This is a genomic window from Amycolatopsis sp. NPDC051371 (assembly GCF_040682155.1).
GTDB lineage: Bacteria > Actinomycetota > Actinomycetes > Mycobacteriales > Pseudonocardiaceae > Amycolatopsis.
On sequence record NZ_JBFBAG010000074.1, the window covers coordinates 31,353 to 44,169 of the forward strand.

At 69.6% G+C, this 12,817-nt stretch carries 13 protein-coding genes; 10 read left to right on the forward strand and 3 right to left on the reverse strand.

Going from position 1 to position 12,817, the window contains the following annotated elements:
• Window positions 1–61: 61 nt before the first annotated feature.
• On the reverse strand, window positions 62–526 hold the full coding sequence (locus AB0M59_RS49985) for a DUF1579 family protein (RefSeq protein ID WP_364630288.1): 465 nt from the start codon (window positions 524–526) through the stop codon (window positions 62–64).
• 49 nt (window positions 527–575) lie between these two features.
• Here AB0M59_RS49985 and AB0M59_RS49990 point away from each other — a divergent pair, with 49 nt between their 5' ends.
• Window positions 576–1,022, forward strand: coding sequence for a MarR family transcriptional regulator (locus tag AB0M59_RS49990; RefSeq protein ID WP_364630291.1), 447 nt, complete (start codon window positions 576–578; stop codon window positions 1,020–1,022).
• A 3-nt stretch (window positions 1,023–1,025) separates the two neighbouring features.
• On the opposite strand, the gene AB0M59_RS49995 is transcribed toward AB0M59_RS49990, so the two are convergent.
• Complete coding sequence (locus tag AB0M59_RS49995) at window positions 1,026–1,481, reverse strand: helix-turn-helix domain-containing protein (protein ID WP_364630294.1); 456 nt, start codon at window positions 1,479–1,481, stop codon at window positions 1,026–1,028.
• Window positions 1,482–1,571: 90 nt separating this feature from the next.
• Between AB0M59_RS49995 and AB0M59_RS50000 the strand changes: the two genes are divergently transcribed.
• Entirely contained in the window at window positions 1,572–2,159 is a 588-nt protein-coding gene (locus tag AB0M59_RS50000; protein ID WP_364630297.1) for a dihydrofolate reductase family protein, read from the forward strand.
• An 11-nt stretch (window positions 2,160–2,170) separates the two neighbouring features.
• Window positions 2,171–2,554 carry a PPOX class F420-dependent oxidoreductase gene (locus AB0M59_RS50005; protein WP_364630299.1) on the forward strand — a complete coding sequence of 128 codons (384 nt, stop codon included), beginning with the start codon at window positions 2,171–2,173 and terminating at the stop codon, window positions 2,552–2,554.
• A gap of 2 nt (window positions 2,555–2,556) precedes the next feature.
• Here AB0M59_RS50005 and AB0M59_RS50010 read toward each other — a convergent pair whose 3' ends face one another.
• The gene (locus tag AB0M59_RS50010) at window positions 2,557–3,138 is read right to left on the reverse strand and encodes a TetR/AcrR family transcriptional regulator (protein ID WP_364630302.1); all 582 of its coding nucleotides are present in this window, start codon (window positions 3,136–3,138) and stop codon (window positions 2,557–2,559) included.
• A 74-nt stretch (window positions 3,139–3,212) separates the two neighbouring features.
• Between AB0M59_RS50010 and AB0M59_RS50015 the strand changes: the two genes are divergently transcribed.
• From AB0M59_RS50015 to AB0M59_RS50045, 7 genes are all read left to right on the forward strand, one after another.
• Window positions 3,213–5,639, forward strand: a complete 2,427-nt coding sequence (locus AB0M59_RS50015; protein ID WP_364630305.1) for a glycoside hydrolase family 3 C-terminal domain-containing protein — start codon at window positions 3,213–3,215, stop codon at window positions 5,637–5,639.
• 153 nt (window positions 5,640–5,792) lie between these two features.
• Window positions 5,793–6,695, forward strand: coding sequence for a GNAT family N-acetyltransferase (locus AB0M59_RS50020; RefSeq protein WP_364630308.1), 903 nt, complete (start codon window positions 5,793–5,795; stop codon window positions 6,693–6,695).
• Between the two features lie 101 nt (window positions 6,696–6,796).
• Window positions 6,797–7,234 (forward strand): hypothetical protein, encoded by a 438-nt coding sequence (locus AB0M59_RS50025; protein WP_364630311.1) that lies wholly within the window; start codon window positions 6,797–6,799, stop codon window positions 7,232–7,234.
• A gap of 32 nt (window positions 7,235–7,266) precedes the next feature.
• Complete coding sequence (gene boxC / locus AB0M59_RS50030) at window positions 7,267–8,886, forward strand: 2,3-epoxybenzoyl-CoA dihydrolase (protein ID WP_364630314.1); 1,620 nt, start codon at window positions 7,267–7,269, stop codon at window positions 8,884–8,886.
• Window positions 8,887–8,891: 5 nt separating this feature from the next.
• On the forward strand, window positions 8,892–10,313 hold the full coding sequence (gene boxB / locus AB0M59_RS50035) for a benzoyl-CoA 2,3-epoxidase subunit BoxB (RefSeq protein ID WP_364630317.1): 1,422 nt from the start codon (window positions 8,892–8,894) through the stop codon (window positions 10,311–10,313).
• 8 nt (window positions 10,314–10,321) lie between these two features.
• A complete protein-coding gene (locus AB0M59_RS50040; protein ID WP_364630320.1) occupies window positions 10,322–11,866 on the forward strand; it encodes a benzoate-CoA ligase family protein in 1,545 nt (514 codons plus the stop codon).
• On the forward strand, window positions 11,863–12,717 hold the full coding sequence (locus tag AB0M59_RS50045; RefSeq protein WP_364630323.1) for an amidohydrolase family protein: 855 nt from the start codon (window positions 11,863–11,865) through the stop codon (window positions 12,715–12,717). The genes AB0M59_RS50040 and AB0M59_RS50045 overlap by 4 nt, the downstream gene beginning before the upstream one ends.
• Window positions 12,718–12,817 lie beyond the last annotated feature (100 nt).

Here is a 12,817-nt window from a genome sequence, read left to right on the forward strand (position 1 = left end):
CTCCATCTCTACTCCGGGGGTCCGACAATTTCGGAGCTGCCAGGGGCGTCGCCTGCTCCTCCTACCCCGTTTCCCGGGTGTACCGCGCGCGCAGGAAGGGGCTGAATTCGCGGTCTTCGCCCACCTTGACGTCGATTTCGTGCGTCAGGGTGTCACCGTCCGGGGTGAGCCGGTGCCGCGCCACCCCTCGAGCCGTCTTCTTGTCCAGGACGAGCGTGGCGCCGGTCCAGTCGCCGCGGGCGGGTGACTCGGGCGGGAAGCCGTAGCTGTCGAAGCCGTACCAGAGCGTCTCGCCGGTCTGCGGGTCGACGGTGAACACGTTGTGCCCCAGGAACTCCGAGCCGTCTTCGCGGTGGCGGTAGTGCTGGACCAGCGCGAAGCCGTTGAGCGCCAAGCGGTATTCGCAGCCGGCACGCGCGGTCGAGGCCGGCGCCCACGGTGAGGCGGCGAGGTCTTCGGTGCCGGTCCAGTCGCCGGCGAAGGCCTTCAGGGCCTCGTGTGCGGGGCCGAGGGCGGGCATGTCCATGGTCGTCTCCGTTTCGACAGGTACCTGTCGATGTGCGAGACTAGCACGCATGTGGTCCCCTCGAGCCGAGACGTTCACCCGGGTGATCGACGCGGTCTTCGCGTGCAACGGCGGTTTCCTGGCGGCGGGCGACGCGCTGACCGAGCCGGTCGGGCTGACGGCGGCGCAGTGGCAGGTCCTCGGCTTCCTCGAGGACGGCCCGGCGACCGCGGCGGAGGTGGCGCGCCGCCGCGGGCTGCGCCGGCAGAGCGTGCAGGAGACGGTGAACCGCTTGCTGCGCAACGGAATGCTCGACCGCCTGCCGAACCCGGCCGACGCGCGGGCGCCGCTGCTGTCGGTGACGCGGCGGGCGAAGGAGGCGCTGCGCGAGCTGGGGGCGGCGCAGGTCGAGTGGGCGGAGGACGTGGCGCGATCGGTGTCCCAGGAGGATCTGGAAACGACGCTGCGAACGTTGCGGCGGCTACGGGAAGCCGTGGCCCAGCCGCGGTTGCTCTGAGGGTCAGTTCGCCGCGCCGGGACCGGGGAGCGGGTCGATGTCGCGTGCGTGCATCGACTCGCCGCAGTGCGTGCAGCGGAGGTCGACGGTGGTGATCTCGCCGCACGCGTGGTGCCGGTAGAGCACCGGCGGGCCGGCCTCGCCCGCGAGCCACTTGTCGCCCCAGCGGGTCATCACCATGAGCATGTCGACGAGCTCGGTGCCCTTTTCGGTCAGGACGTACTCGTAGCGCGGCCGCCGATCGTACGGCCGCCGCTCGACGATGCCCTGGTCGGCGAGGTGGTTCAGGCGTTCGGTGAGGACCTTGCGCGAGATGCCGAGGTCGGCCTGGATCTGCTCGAACCGGCTGATCCCGACCCAGACGTCCCGCAGGATCAGCGGGGACCAGGGCTCGCCGATGACGTCGAGCGTGCGCGCGATCGAGCACGCGGCCAGCTCGCTGAAGTTCGTGCGCTGCATGAGGCCACTTTAGCATTCGGGGTTCCCTTAGGGAACGTGAGCTGTTACGGTTCTGGAGTCTCCTCAAGGAACTCGGAAAGGATCGCGGCGATGAGCAAGGTCTTCAGCGCCCACGCGGTGTCGGTGGACGGGTACATCACCGGCCGCGACGCGGGCCCCGGGCACGGACTCGGCGACGGCGGCACGCTGTTCGACTGGTACACCGACGGCGACACGCAGAGCCGGGTGTTCGACTTCTTCAAGCTCAGCGAGCCGAGCGCCCGCGTCTTCGACGGCCTCGCCGGTCGCGTCGGCGCCGTTGTGGCGGGCCGCAACACCTACGAGGACTCGGACCACTTCGGCGGCGGCAGCCCGCACCCGGGCGCCCCGCTCTTCCTCCTCAGCCACCGGCCGGCGCCGGAGCTGACCGAGCGGCAGGCCCTGTTCGGCGACGTCAAAGAAGCCATCGAGGCCGCGCGTGAGGCGGCCGGCGGCAAGGATGTCGGCCTGATGGGCGGCGGGGTCTTGACGTCGGCGCTGGCGGCGGGTCTGGTCGACGAGATCGTCCTCCACCAGGTGCCCGTGCTGCTCGGCGGCGGGCGGTCGTTCTTCCAGGAGCTGCCGTCCCACATCCGGCTCCGCTTGATCGAAGCTGTCGCGGCGCCCGGTGTCACCCACCTCCACTACGCAGTCGACTGAAGGAGATCGCCATGATCAACGCTGACGTTCGCCGCATCCTCGAGACCACCGTGGTGGGTCACCTCGCCACACTCCTGCCCGACGGCGCCCCGCATTCGATCCCGATCTGGGTCGACCCGGAGGGCGACCACATCGCGATCATGACCGGCCCGGACTCCCGCAAGGCCCGCAATCTGCAGCGCGACCCGCGGGTGGCCCTGTCCTTGACGCCCGTCGACAACCCGTTCGAGCCGGTGATCATCCGCGGCCGGGTGGAGAAGTGGATCGACGGCGACGCGGGCTGGGCGATCATCGACCGGATCGCGACCAAGTACATCGGGCAGCCGTACCCGCGTGAGCAGGAGCGGGTCGTGGCACTGATCTCGGTGGAGCGGCAGAGCGTGGGGATGGGCTGAGGTCAGTCCGGCTTGATGCCCAGCAGCGTCAGGAATGTGCGGAACCCGGCCGGCATGTCGACCTCCGCCGGGTCCAGGAGCCACTGCAGCTGCAACCCGTCCAGGACCGCGATCGCGATCGGCGCCAGTTGCTCCGGGGTCGCGCCCGGGGGGAGCTCGTCGCGGTGGCGTTCGAGCATCTGGGTCATGCCCGCGCGCACCCGCTCGTACCGGTCGTGGAAGTAGTCGCGCGCCGGGTGGCCGTCCGTGACGCTGTCCGCCGACAGCACCGTGTACGTCTGGACGATCCCCGGCCGGGTCGCGTTGTAGTCGACCAGGTCGGCCAGTTGGTTGACCGTCATCGCCGACTCGTCGCCCTGCGGGGCGTGCCCGAAGTGCAGCAGGTCCCACTCGTCGCGGGTCTCCAGCACCGCCGCCAGCAGGTCCTCCTTCGTCGGGAAGTAGTGCATCAGCCCCTGCTGGGTCAGCCCGACGCGGTCGGCCACCGCCGCGAGCGAGGTGCCGCGATAGCCGCGTTCGGCGATCACTTCGAACGCCGCTCGGACGATGCTCGCTCGGCGGTCGGCGCCCCTGGCCCGGGTCATGATCCCGAGCCTACGGGACTGGCTGTCACGGGAATGTAACGTTCACTACCCATCGCCAGGTAGAGTACGTGCCCATGAGCTTCGACGTCGACGCGCTGCTGGCCGAGCTCGACCTGGACGCCAAGGCGAACCTGCTCGCCGGCCAGGACGTCTGGAGCCTGCCCGCGGTCCCGCGGATCGGCCTGGACTCCCTGGTGCTCTCCGACGGCCCGGTCGGCGTCCGCGGCGTCCGGTGGAGCCCGGACGACCCCTCGGCGACGCTCCCCAGCCCGACGGCCCTCGCCGCGAGCTGGGACCCGCGCCTGGCCGTGCGCGCCGGCCGGCTGCTCGCGCAGGAGGCCCGCCGCAAGGGCGTGCACGTCCTCCTCGCCCCGACCGTCAACCTCCACCGCTCGCCCCTGGGCGGCCGCCACTTCGAGTGCTACTCGGAAGATCCCCTCCTCACCGGGATGATCGGCGCCGGCTACGTCACCGGCGTGCAGGACGGCGGGGTCGCCGTCACGGTCAAGCACTTCGTCGCCAACGACTTCGAGACCGAGCGTTTCACCGCCGACGTCCACGTCGGCGAACGCGCTCTGCGCGAGCTCTACCTCGCGCCGTTCGAACTCATCGTCCGGCGGGCGAAGCCGTGGGGGATCATGGCCGCCTACAACAGCGTCAACGGCACCACGATGACCCAGCACGCCGGACTGCTCAACGGCGTGCTGCGCGACGAATGGGGCTTCGACGGCTTCGTCGTCTCCGACTGGCTGGCCGCGCGCGACACCGTCGCCTCCGCCAACGGCGGCCTCGACGTCGCGATGCCCGGGCCCCGCACGGTTTTCGGGGACCGGCTCGCGGAAGCCGTGCGCGGCGGCGAAGTCGACGAAGACGTCGTCGACGAGATGGTGCGCCGCGTGCTCCTGCTGGCTCACCGGACCGGCGCGCTCGGCGGCAGCCCGGCCGCTGAACGGTCCACTATGGACGGTGAAGCGATCGCGCGCGAGGTCGCGCACCGGTCGTTCGTGTTGCTCAGCAACGAAACCGGCTTGCTGCCCCTGCGCGAACCGCAGAGCATCGCCCTGATCGGCGCGCTGGCCGCGGACCCCAAGATCCTCGGCGGCGGCAGCGCCACCGTGTTCCCCGATCACATCGTCTCCCCTCTCGACGGCCTCCGGAAGGCCGTTCCCCCGGGCACCGACCTCGCGTTCGCCATCGGTGCCGATCCGCGAACGACGCTACCGCCGGCCACCGACAATTTCCGGCTCCGCGCGACGGCCAAGGCGGCAGACGGCACCCGATTGGCTGAATTTCCGCTCAGGGAAGCCAAAATCAACTGGATCGGCGAGCTGCCGAAGGGGCTCGACATCGCCACGCTCGCGTCGGTCGAGATCGAAGGCACCTACCTGCCGGAGCGAACCGGCACGCACACCTTCGCCGTCACCGGACCCGGCGACCTCCGCCTCGACGTCGCCGGCCAGACCCTCTTCGACGGCGTCAACCTGCCCGAAGGCGGTGACGTCTTCACGTCGATCATGCAGGTGATCGAGCAGCGCCGGGAGGTCGAACTCACCGCGGGCGAACTCGTCGACGTCCGCCTGACGTACTGGATCCCGTCGGAGATGGCGGAGTTCGCCCGCGGCACCTTCGCCTGGGTCACCTTCGCGCTCGGCCACCGCGGCCCGGTCCTCGACCCGGACGCCGCCCTCGACGAAGCCGTTGCCCTGGCGGGGAAGTCGGACGTCGCGATCGTCGTGGTCGGCACCACCGCCGAGGTCGAGAGCGAAGGCTTCGACCGGACTTCCCTGGCGCTGCCGGGAAGGCAGGACGAACTCGTCACCAGGGTCGCGGCGGCCAACCCGAACACCGTGGTCGTCGTCAACGCCGGCTCCCCGGTGGAGCTGCCGTGGCGCGACGACGTCGCCGCGGTACTGCTCACCTGGTTCCCCGGCCAGGCCGGCGGCGACGCGCTCGCCGACGTCCTCCTCGGCCGCGAAGAGCCCGGCGGCCGCCTGCCGACGACCTGGCCGGCGCGGCTCGAAGACGCGCCGGTCACCAACGTCACGCCGGAAGCAGGCGTCCTCGAGTACGGCGAAGGCGTGTACATCGGTTACAGCGCCTGGGCGCGCACCGAAACACAACCCGCGTACTGGTTCGGCCACGGCCTGGGCTACACGACCTGGGTCTACGAGGAGCTCGACGTCTTCCCGGACGACGAAGGCGGCGCGCGCGTCCGGGTGCGCGTCCGCAACTCGGGGACGGGCAAGGGCCGCGAAGTCGTCCAGCTCTACCTGGCCCCGACCGAGCGCGGTGACCGGCCGCCGCGCTGGCTGGCCGGCTTCGCGAGCATCGAGGCCGGGCCCGGCGAGGCCGTCGAGACCGACATCGCCATCCGGCCGCGGTCGGCCGAAGTCTGGCGAGACGGCTGGCAGCACATCGCCGGCGAGTACGTCCTGGAGGCTTCGCACTCCTACGCGCAGCCCCGGCTGAGCACGCGCGTCGTCCTCCAGAAAATACGTTGACGCGCGGCGCGGGAGCCCCTAACTTCAGCCGCGCACCCCGGAACGAGCGAAAGGGAGGTGGGTCCGATGATCACGCAATCGATCACGCGCTCCCACCTCGCCTCGAGGGTGCCGGGTCTCTGACCGGGAGCGCGTACTCCCGGAAGGACTTCCATGACCGATCTGGTCGTGCGCCCGCTCGAAGCGGGCGAAGAAACACTGTTCACCTCCCTGCCCGACCGCGGTCTCGTCGGCCGCAAGCTGTTCGGCAACGACTTCGCCGAGATGGCCGCCAAGGGCGAGTACCGGCCCGAGTGGGTCTGGGTCGCGCTGCGCGATGACGTCGTCGTGGCGAGGGCCGCGTGGTGGGGAACCCCCAAGGACGCGGAACCGATCGCGCTCGACTGGTTCGACTTCACCGACTTCGACGCGGGCGTCGAGCTGCTGAAGAGGGTGCCGCTGCGCGCGGAGTACGCCCTGACCACGCCGCCCGGCTGGCAGGACGACCCGGACGTCGCGCACGAGGTCACCATCCGTGTCGAGGCGGCCGAGAAGGCGGGCTACCGCAAGCTGGTCGAGCGCTACCGGTTCTGCTGGACGCCCGAGAACGGCCTGCCGGAACGACCCGGCCGGCTCGTCTTCCGGCCCGAACCGGACGACGACGTGTTCCTGGACGTCTTCAAGCGGGTGCACGTCGGCAGCCTCGACGCGCACGTGCGCAAGACGATCGAGGAGCACGGGCTCGACGCGGCCGCGCGCGAAGACCTCGACATCATGCTGTGGATGCCGGCGCCGCGGGACTGGTGGCGGCTGGCGTACACGCCCGAGGGCGAACTGGTCGGGCTCGTCCTGCCGAGCCGCAACGCCTACGACCCGGTGGTCGGGTACGTCGCCGTCGTGCCGGAGCAGCGTGGTCACGGCTACGCCTACGACCTGGTGGTCGAGGCCACGCACGATCTCGTCGGATATGGCGCCGAGAAGATCGTCGCGGGCACCGACGTCGGCAACGTCCCGATGGCCAAGGCGTTCGCCAAGGCCGGCTACCCGGTGACGCAGCACCGCATCGACCTGGTCTGACCGGAGCTTTCACGTGAAAGCTCCGCGTGGAGCTTTCACGTGAAAGCGCGAAGCGGTACCGTCGCTAGAGCGATCTATCAAATCGGCATAGGGGGCCCGTGATGGACGTTCTGCACGACAAAGGACTGGCGCCACTCCGCGTAATCCTCGGCTTTTCGCTGGTCAGCACGACAATCCACTACGCGCACAACGCCATACAGGTGGCGGACTACCCGCAGCTGCCGGGCGTCCCGGCGACGGTGGCGGGGATCGTCGTCGCCTTCGGCTGGGTGCTGTTCACGACGTTCGGCTGGCTCGGTTACCGCGCGTACGTGCGAGGAAACTACCCGCGGGCGCTCGCGTTCCTGGTGGTCTATTCGCTGGCCGGGATGATCACGCTCGGCCACTTCCTGACCGGCGTGCCGCAGATCCCCGGGTTCTTCTTCGCGACGATCTTCACGGATGCCGCAGCGGGGCTCGCACTCTGGGTGTTCCTCACCTGGGCCTGGGCGACGCTCAACCGGGTGACCTCGCGAGATCAAGTTTCTACAGAACATTGACGTTCGTCGGAACTATGTAGACACTCGGATGAGTGACCACCACCACACCGGTGACCTTCGACCGCCGTCCGGACGAGTACCGCCACTGGCGCCTCCAGTTCGACGGGGAGGTGGCCTGGCTGGAGCTGGACGTCGACGAGCAGGGCGGACTGGTCCCGGGGTACGAGCTCAAGCTCAACTCCTACGACCTCGGCGTCGACATCGAGCTGTACGACGCCACCCAGCGGCTGCGGTTCGAGCACCCCGAGGTCCGCGTGGTGGTGGTGACCAGCGCGAAGGACAAGGTCTTCTGCGCCGGCGCGAACATCCGGATGCTCGCCGCGTCCGAGCACCACTGGAAGGTGAACTTCTGCAAGTTCACCAACGAGACCCGCAACGGCATGGAGGACGCCACCGCGCACTCCGGCCAGACCTACGTCGCCGCGGTGAACGGCACCTGCGCCGGCGGCGGCTACGAGATCGCGCTGGCTTGCGAGAAGATCCTGCTGATCGACGACAACTCCTCGACCGTCGCGCTGCCCGAGGTGCCGCTGCTCGGCGTGCTGCCCGGCACCGGCGGCCTGACCCGGGTCGTCGACAAACGGCGGGTGCGCCGGGACCTCGCCGACGTCTTCGCGACGCGCTCCGACGGTGTCAAGGGAAAGACCGCGGTCGACTGGCGCCTGGTCGACGAACTGGTACCGCGCCAAGGATTCCGCGAAGCCGTGGCGAAGCGGGCGCGAGAGATCGCGCGCGAGTCCGATCGGACCGGTGAGGGCGGGATCGAGCTGACCCCGCTCGAACATCGCTATGTCGACACGGAAGTGGCCGAAACCCAGGTCACCATCACCATCAAGGGGCCCGAAAGCGACCCCGGTGACCTGCACGAAGAAGGCGCGAACGGCTGGTTCCTCGCCATGACCCGCGAGCTGGACGACGCCATCTTGCGGCTGCGCACCAACGAGGTCGAAGCCGGCACGTGGATCCTGAAGACTCAGGGCGACCCGGAGAAGGTGCTCGCGCACGAGCAGGCCGTGTTCGGCGCGAAGGACTGGCTGGGCAACGAGATCACGCAGTACTTCAAGCGCACGCTCAAGCGGCTCGACGTCACCAGCCGCACGCTGATCGCGCTGATCGAGCCCGGCAGCTGCTTCGCCGGCTCACTGCTCGAACTCGCGCTCGCCGCAGACCGCCAGTACATCCTGGACGGGCCGCCGATCGACGACGAAGACAGCGACGAACGCGCGACGATCAGGCTGTCCGAAGCCAACTTCGGCCCGTTCCCGATGGGCAACGGCCTGACCCGCCTGCAGACGCGCTTCTACGGCGACGACGACCACCTCGCGTGGCTCGCCCGCGAAAAGAACCACGAGCTGAGCGCGGCCGAAGCCGTCGAGCTCGGCCTGGTCACCGACGCCCCGGACGACCTCGACTGGGAGGACGAGATCCGGATCGCGCTGGAGGGCCGGGCGTCGCTGTCCCCGGACGCGCTCACCGGCATGGAGGCCAACCACCGGTTCGTCGGTCCCGAGACCATCGAGACCAAGATCTTCGGCCGGCTGGCGGCTTGGCAGAACTGGATTTTCACCCGGCCGAACGCATCCGGGCCCGAAGGCGCGCTGCGCCGATACGGTACGGGGCAGAAGGCCGTCTTCGACAGGAAGCGGGTCTAGCGCAGATGCCCGAGAAGATCGACTACGACGCCAAGATCCCCAACAACGTCAACCTGTCCGGGGACCGCCGGCTGCAGCGCGCGCTGGAGGGCTGGCAGCCGAAGTTCATGCACTGGTGGGGCGAGATGGGCCCGACGCTGGAGACCCAAGGCGTCTACCTGCGCACCGCGGTCAGCGTCGGCCGGGAGGGGTGGGCGCACTTCGACCACGTCAACGTCCCGGACTACCGGTGGGGCATCTTCCTCGCCGAGCGCGACCCGGACCGGCGGATCGCCTTCGGGGAGCACAAGGGGGAAGAGGTGTGGCAGCAGGTGCCCGGCGAGTACCGCGCCGACCTGCAGCGGCTGATCGTCATCCAGGGCGACACCGAGCCGGCGTCCGTCGAGCAGCAGAAGCTCCTCGGGCTCACCGCGCCGAGCCTCTACGACCTGCGGAACCTGTTCCAGGTCAACGTCGAAGAGGGCCGCCACCTGTGGGCGATGGTGTACCTGCTGCACGCCTACTTCGGGCGCGAAGGCCGTGACGAGGCCGAAGGGCTGCTGCTGCGCAACTCCGGCAGCCCCGACGCGCCCCGCATCCTCGGCGCGTTCAACGAGGAGACCGCCGACTGGCTGGCCTTCTACATGTTCACCTACTTCACCGACCGCGACGGGAAGTACCAGCTCGGCACGCTCAAGGAGAGCTCCTTCGACCCGCTCTCGCGCACCTGCGAGTTCATGCTGAAGGAGGAGGCGCACCACATGATGGTCGGCACCACCGGCGTCGACCGCGTGGTGATCCGCAGCGCCGAGCTGATCCGCGAGCACGACACGCTCGACATCGGCTCGCACGGCGGGATCCCGCTGACCCTGATCCAGAAGTACATCAACTTCCACTACACCGTCTCGCTCGACCTGTTCGGCAGCGAGACGTCGACGAACGCGGCGAACTACTACACGGCCGGGCTCAAGGGCCGCTGGCAGGAGGCCCGCCGCAAGGACGACCACAAGCTCACCGACGACGCCCGCACGCTGGAGAAACCGGCCGGCGACGGCACCTGGACGTCGGAGGAGATGCAGGCGATCCTGCTGCTGAACCTCGACCTGCGCAGTGAGTACGTGGCGGACTGCCAGACCGGCGTGAAGCGCTGGAACAAGATCCTCGCCGACGCCGGGATCGACTTCACGTTCCGCTTGCCGCACCCTGGCTTCAACCGCGAAGTCGGCATAAACTCCGGCCACCACGTCACTCCCGACGGCACCATCGTCGACGAGGCGACCTGGCAGGCGGGCAAGAGCAAGTGGCTGCCCACCACCGAGGACCTGACGTTCGTCCGCTCGCTGATGCACCCGGTGTACGAGCGGGGGAAGATCGCGAGCTGGGTGGCCCCGCCGCGGCAGGGCATCAACGGGAAGCCCTTCGACTACGAGTACGTCCACCTCACGTAGGAGGTTCGGTGCCGACAGGGTTCAACGCCGCGGAGTACCTGCTTTCCGCCGGGCACCCGGACGCGACCGCGGTCGCGTCGCCCCGCCGCACGCTCACCTACGCCGAGCTGGCGGCCGAGTCCCGCCGGGTCGCGGGCGGGCTCGTCGAACTCGGTGTGCGGCCCGAAGAGCGCGTGATGTTCTGCATGGTCGACGACGTCGAGCTGCTCACCGGCATCCTCGGCGCGATGCTGGCCGGTGCGGTCGCGGTGCCGGTTTCGACCATGGTCACCGGGCTCGAGCTGGGCAAGATGCTGGCCGACTCGCGGGCGCGCCTGTTGTGCGTGTCCGGCGAGTTCGCCGAGCAGGCGGTGACCGCGCTCGGGTTCGCGCCCGAGGTCACCGACGTCCTGCTCGACCGGTCGGACGCGGCGGCATTCGGCGTCCGGACGCACGAGTGGTCGTCGCTGGGCGGCTCGTTCCGAAGTGGACAGACGTGGGAGGACTCGCCCGCGTTGTGGCTGTACACGTCCGGGACGACGGGACAGCCGAAGGGCGCGATGCACCGGCACGCGAGCATCCGCGCGGTGTGCGAGACGTACGCGCGTGGCGTGCTGGCGACGACGCCGGTGGACCGGTTCCTGTCGGTGCCGAAGCTCTTCTTCGCCTACGGGCTGGGGAATTCGTGCTTCTTCCCGCTGGGCGCGGGTGGGACGACGTTGCTCGAGCCTTCACGTCCGACGCCGGCGTTGTTCGCCAGACGGGCTCGCGAAGAGGAGCCTTCGCTGTTCTTCGCCGTCCCGACGTTCTACGCGGCGTTGCTCGCCAGTGAAGTCCCGGACGACTCGTTTTCTTCGGTGCGGCACGCGGTTTCGGCCGGCGAGCCGCTGCCCGCGTCGCTGTTCGAACGGTTCCGGGCTCGTTTCGGGCTGGAGATCCTCGACGGCATCGGGTCCACCGAGGCACTGCACATCTTCCTGTCGAACCAGCCCGGCGCGGTGCGGCCGGGCACCACCGGCGTCGCGGTGCCGGGCTACTCCGTGCAGATCCGCGACGAGGCGGGCGCGGTGATCGACGCCGTCGGCAAGCCGGGTGAGCTGTTCGTGGCCGGGCCGTCGACGGCGACCGGCTACTGGGCCCGGTACGACGCGACGAAGCTCGTCTTCCAGGGCGAGTGGCTGCGCACCGGCGACAGCTACGTCCGCAACGAGGACGGCACGTACAGCTGTCTCGGCCGCTTCGGGGACATGCTGAAGGCGGGCGGGATCTGGGTGTCACCGTCCGAAGTGGAGGAGCGGCTGCGTCAGCACCCGGCGGTCGCGGAGGTGGCGGTCGTCGCGGCCCCGGACGCCGACGGGCTCGACAAGCCGGTGGCGTGCGTGGTGGCGGCGCCCGGTTTCGCCGTGGACCCGGACGAGCTGATCGAGTTCTGCCGCGAAGGCCTCGCGGCGTTCAAGCGCCCGAGAGGTGTGGTCGAGCTGGCGGAACTGCCGAAGACGGCGACGGGCAAGATCCGCCGGAACGTGATCCGCGAGCAGGTCCGGGACGTCCTGCGGGTGGTGCCCAGCACGTGATCGACGGCTACTTCGTGGTGGACGCGCACGTCCACACACCGCGCCTGCCGACGCTCAAACCCGCCTGGACGCAGTGGGCGCACGACTTCGCGGGTTCCTACCCGTGGCGTTCGGTGTATTCGCCGGACGGCGCGGTGATCCCGTCGGCGATGGACGAGCTGATGGAGTCCGAGGGCGTCGACCGGGTGCTGCTGTTCTGCGAGTACAGCCCGCGGGCGACCGGGATTCAGCCGATCGAGGACAACCTGCCGCTGGTTTCGTACAACCCTGCTCGTTTCCGGCTCGTGGCGAACGTCAATCCGTACCTGCACCACCCGCCGGCGACGGAGGTCGCGCGGCAGCTGGACCTGGGCGCGGTGGCGCTGAAGATCCACCCGGTGCACGGCGCGTTTTCCCCGGCGGACAAGGAGCTGTACCCGGTCTATTCGCTGTGCGCCGAGCGCGGGGTGCCGGTGATCCTCCACTCGGGAACGTCGAGTTTTCCCGGCTCTCGCACCAGTTTCGGCAATCCCGAGCTGATGTCCGATGTGGTCGAGGACTTCCCTTCGGTGCAGTTCGTCTTCGCCCACGGCGGGCGCGGGTGGTGGTACGACGTGGCGGCGTTCCTCGCGCTGGCGCGGGACAACGTCTGGCTGGATCTGGCCGGGCTGCCGCCGAAGAAGCTGCCGGAGTACTACCAGCGGTTCGACCTCGCCCGGCTGGCGGGGAAGTTCGTGTTCGGGACGGACTGGCCGGGGGTGCCCTCGGTGGCCAAGAACGTCCGCGCGCTGGCCGCGCTCGGCCTGCCCGAGGACGTCCTGAACGGCGTCCTCGGGGGCAACGCGGTGAAGCTGATGCCGTCGCTCGCCTAGGGTCGAGTGCCCGCCGCGCGCCGGTCGGCTGTCCTGCGACGCCGCCAATGCCCACCGCATTGCCGTTGGCCCGGCTATCCCGCTGCGCCGTCCGTGCCCG

Excerpts from the sequence above, each read along its gene's own strand:
- AB0M59_RS49985 (WP_364630288.1), bottom strand. The coding sequence starts at position 526 with ATGGACATGCCCGCCCTCGGCCCCGCACACGAGGCCCTGAAGGCCTTC.
- AB0M59_RS49990 (WP_364630291.1), top strand. The coding sequence starts at position 576 with ATGTGGTCCCCTCGAGCCGAGACGTTCACCCGGGTGATCGACGCGGTC.
- AB0M59_RS49995 (WP_364630294.1), bottom strand. The coding sequence starts at position 1,481 with ATGCAGCGCACGAACTTCAGCGAGCTGGCCGCGTGCTCGATCGCGCGC.
- AB0M59_RS50000 (WP_364630297.1), top strand. The coding sequence starts at position 1,572 with ATGAGCAAGGTCTTCAGCGCCCACGCGGTGTCGGTGGACGGGTACATC.
- AB0M59_RS50005 (WP_364630299.1), top strand. The coding sequence starts at position 2,171 with ATGATCAACGCTGACGTTCGCCGCATCCTCGAGACCACCGTGGTGGGT.
- AB0M59_RS50010 (WP_364630302.1), bottom strand. The coding sequence starts at position 3,138 with ATGACCCGGGCCAGGGGCGCCGACCGCCGAGCGAGCATCGTCCGAGCG.
- AB0M59_RS50015 (WP_364630305.1), top strand. The coding sequence starts at position 3,213 with ATGAGCTTCGACGTCGACGCGCTGCTGGCCGAGCTCGACCTGGACGCC.
- AB0M59_RS50020 (WP_364630308.1), top strand. The coding sequence starts at position 5,793 with ATGACCGATCTGGTCGTGCGCCCGCTCGAAGCGGGCGAAGAAACACTG.
- AB0M59_RS50025 (WP_364630311.1), top strand. The coding sequence starts at position 6,797 with ATGGACGTTCTGCACGACAAAGGACTGGCGCCACTCCGCGTAATCCTC.
- boxB (WP_364630317.1), top strand. The coding sequence starts at position 8,892 with ATGCCCGAGAAGATCGACTACGACGCCAAGATCCCCAACAACGTCAAC.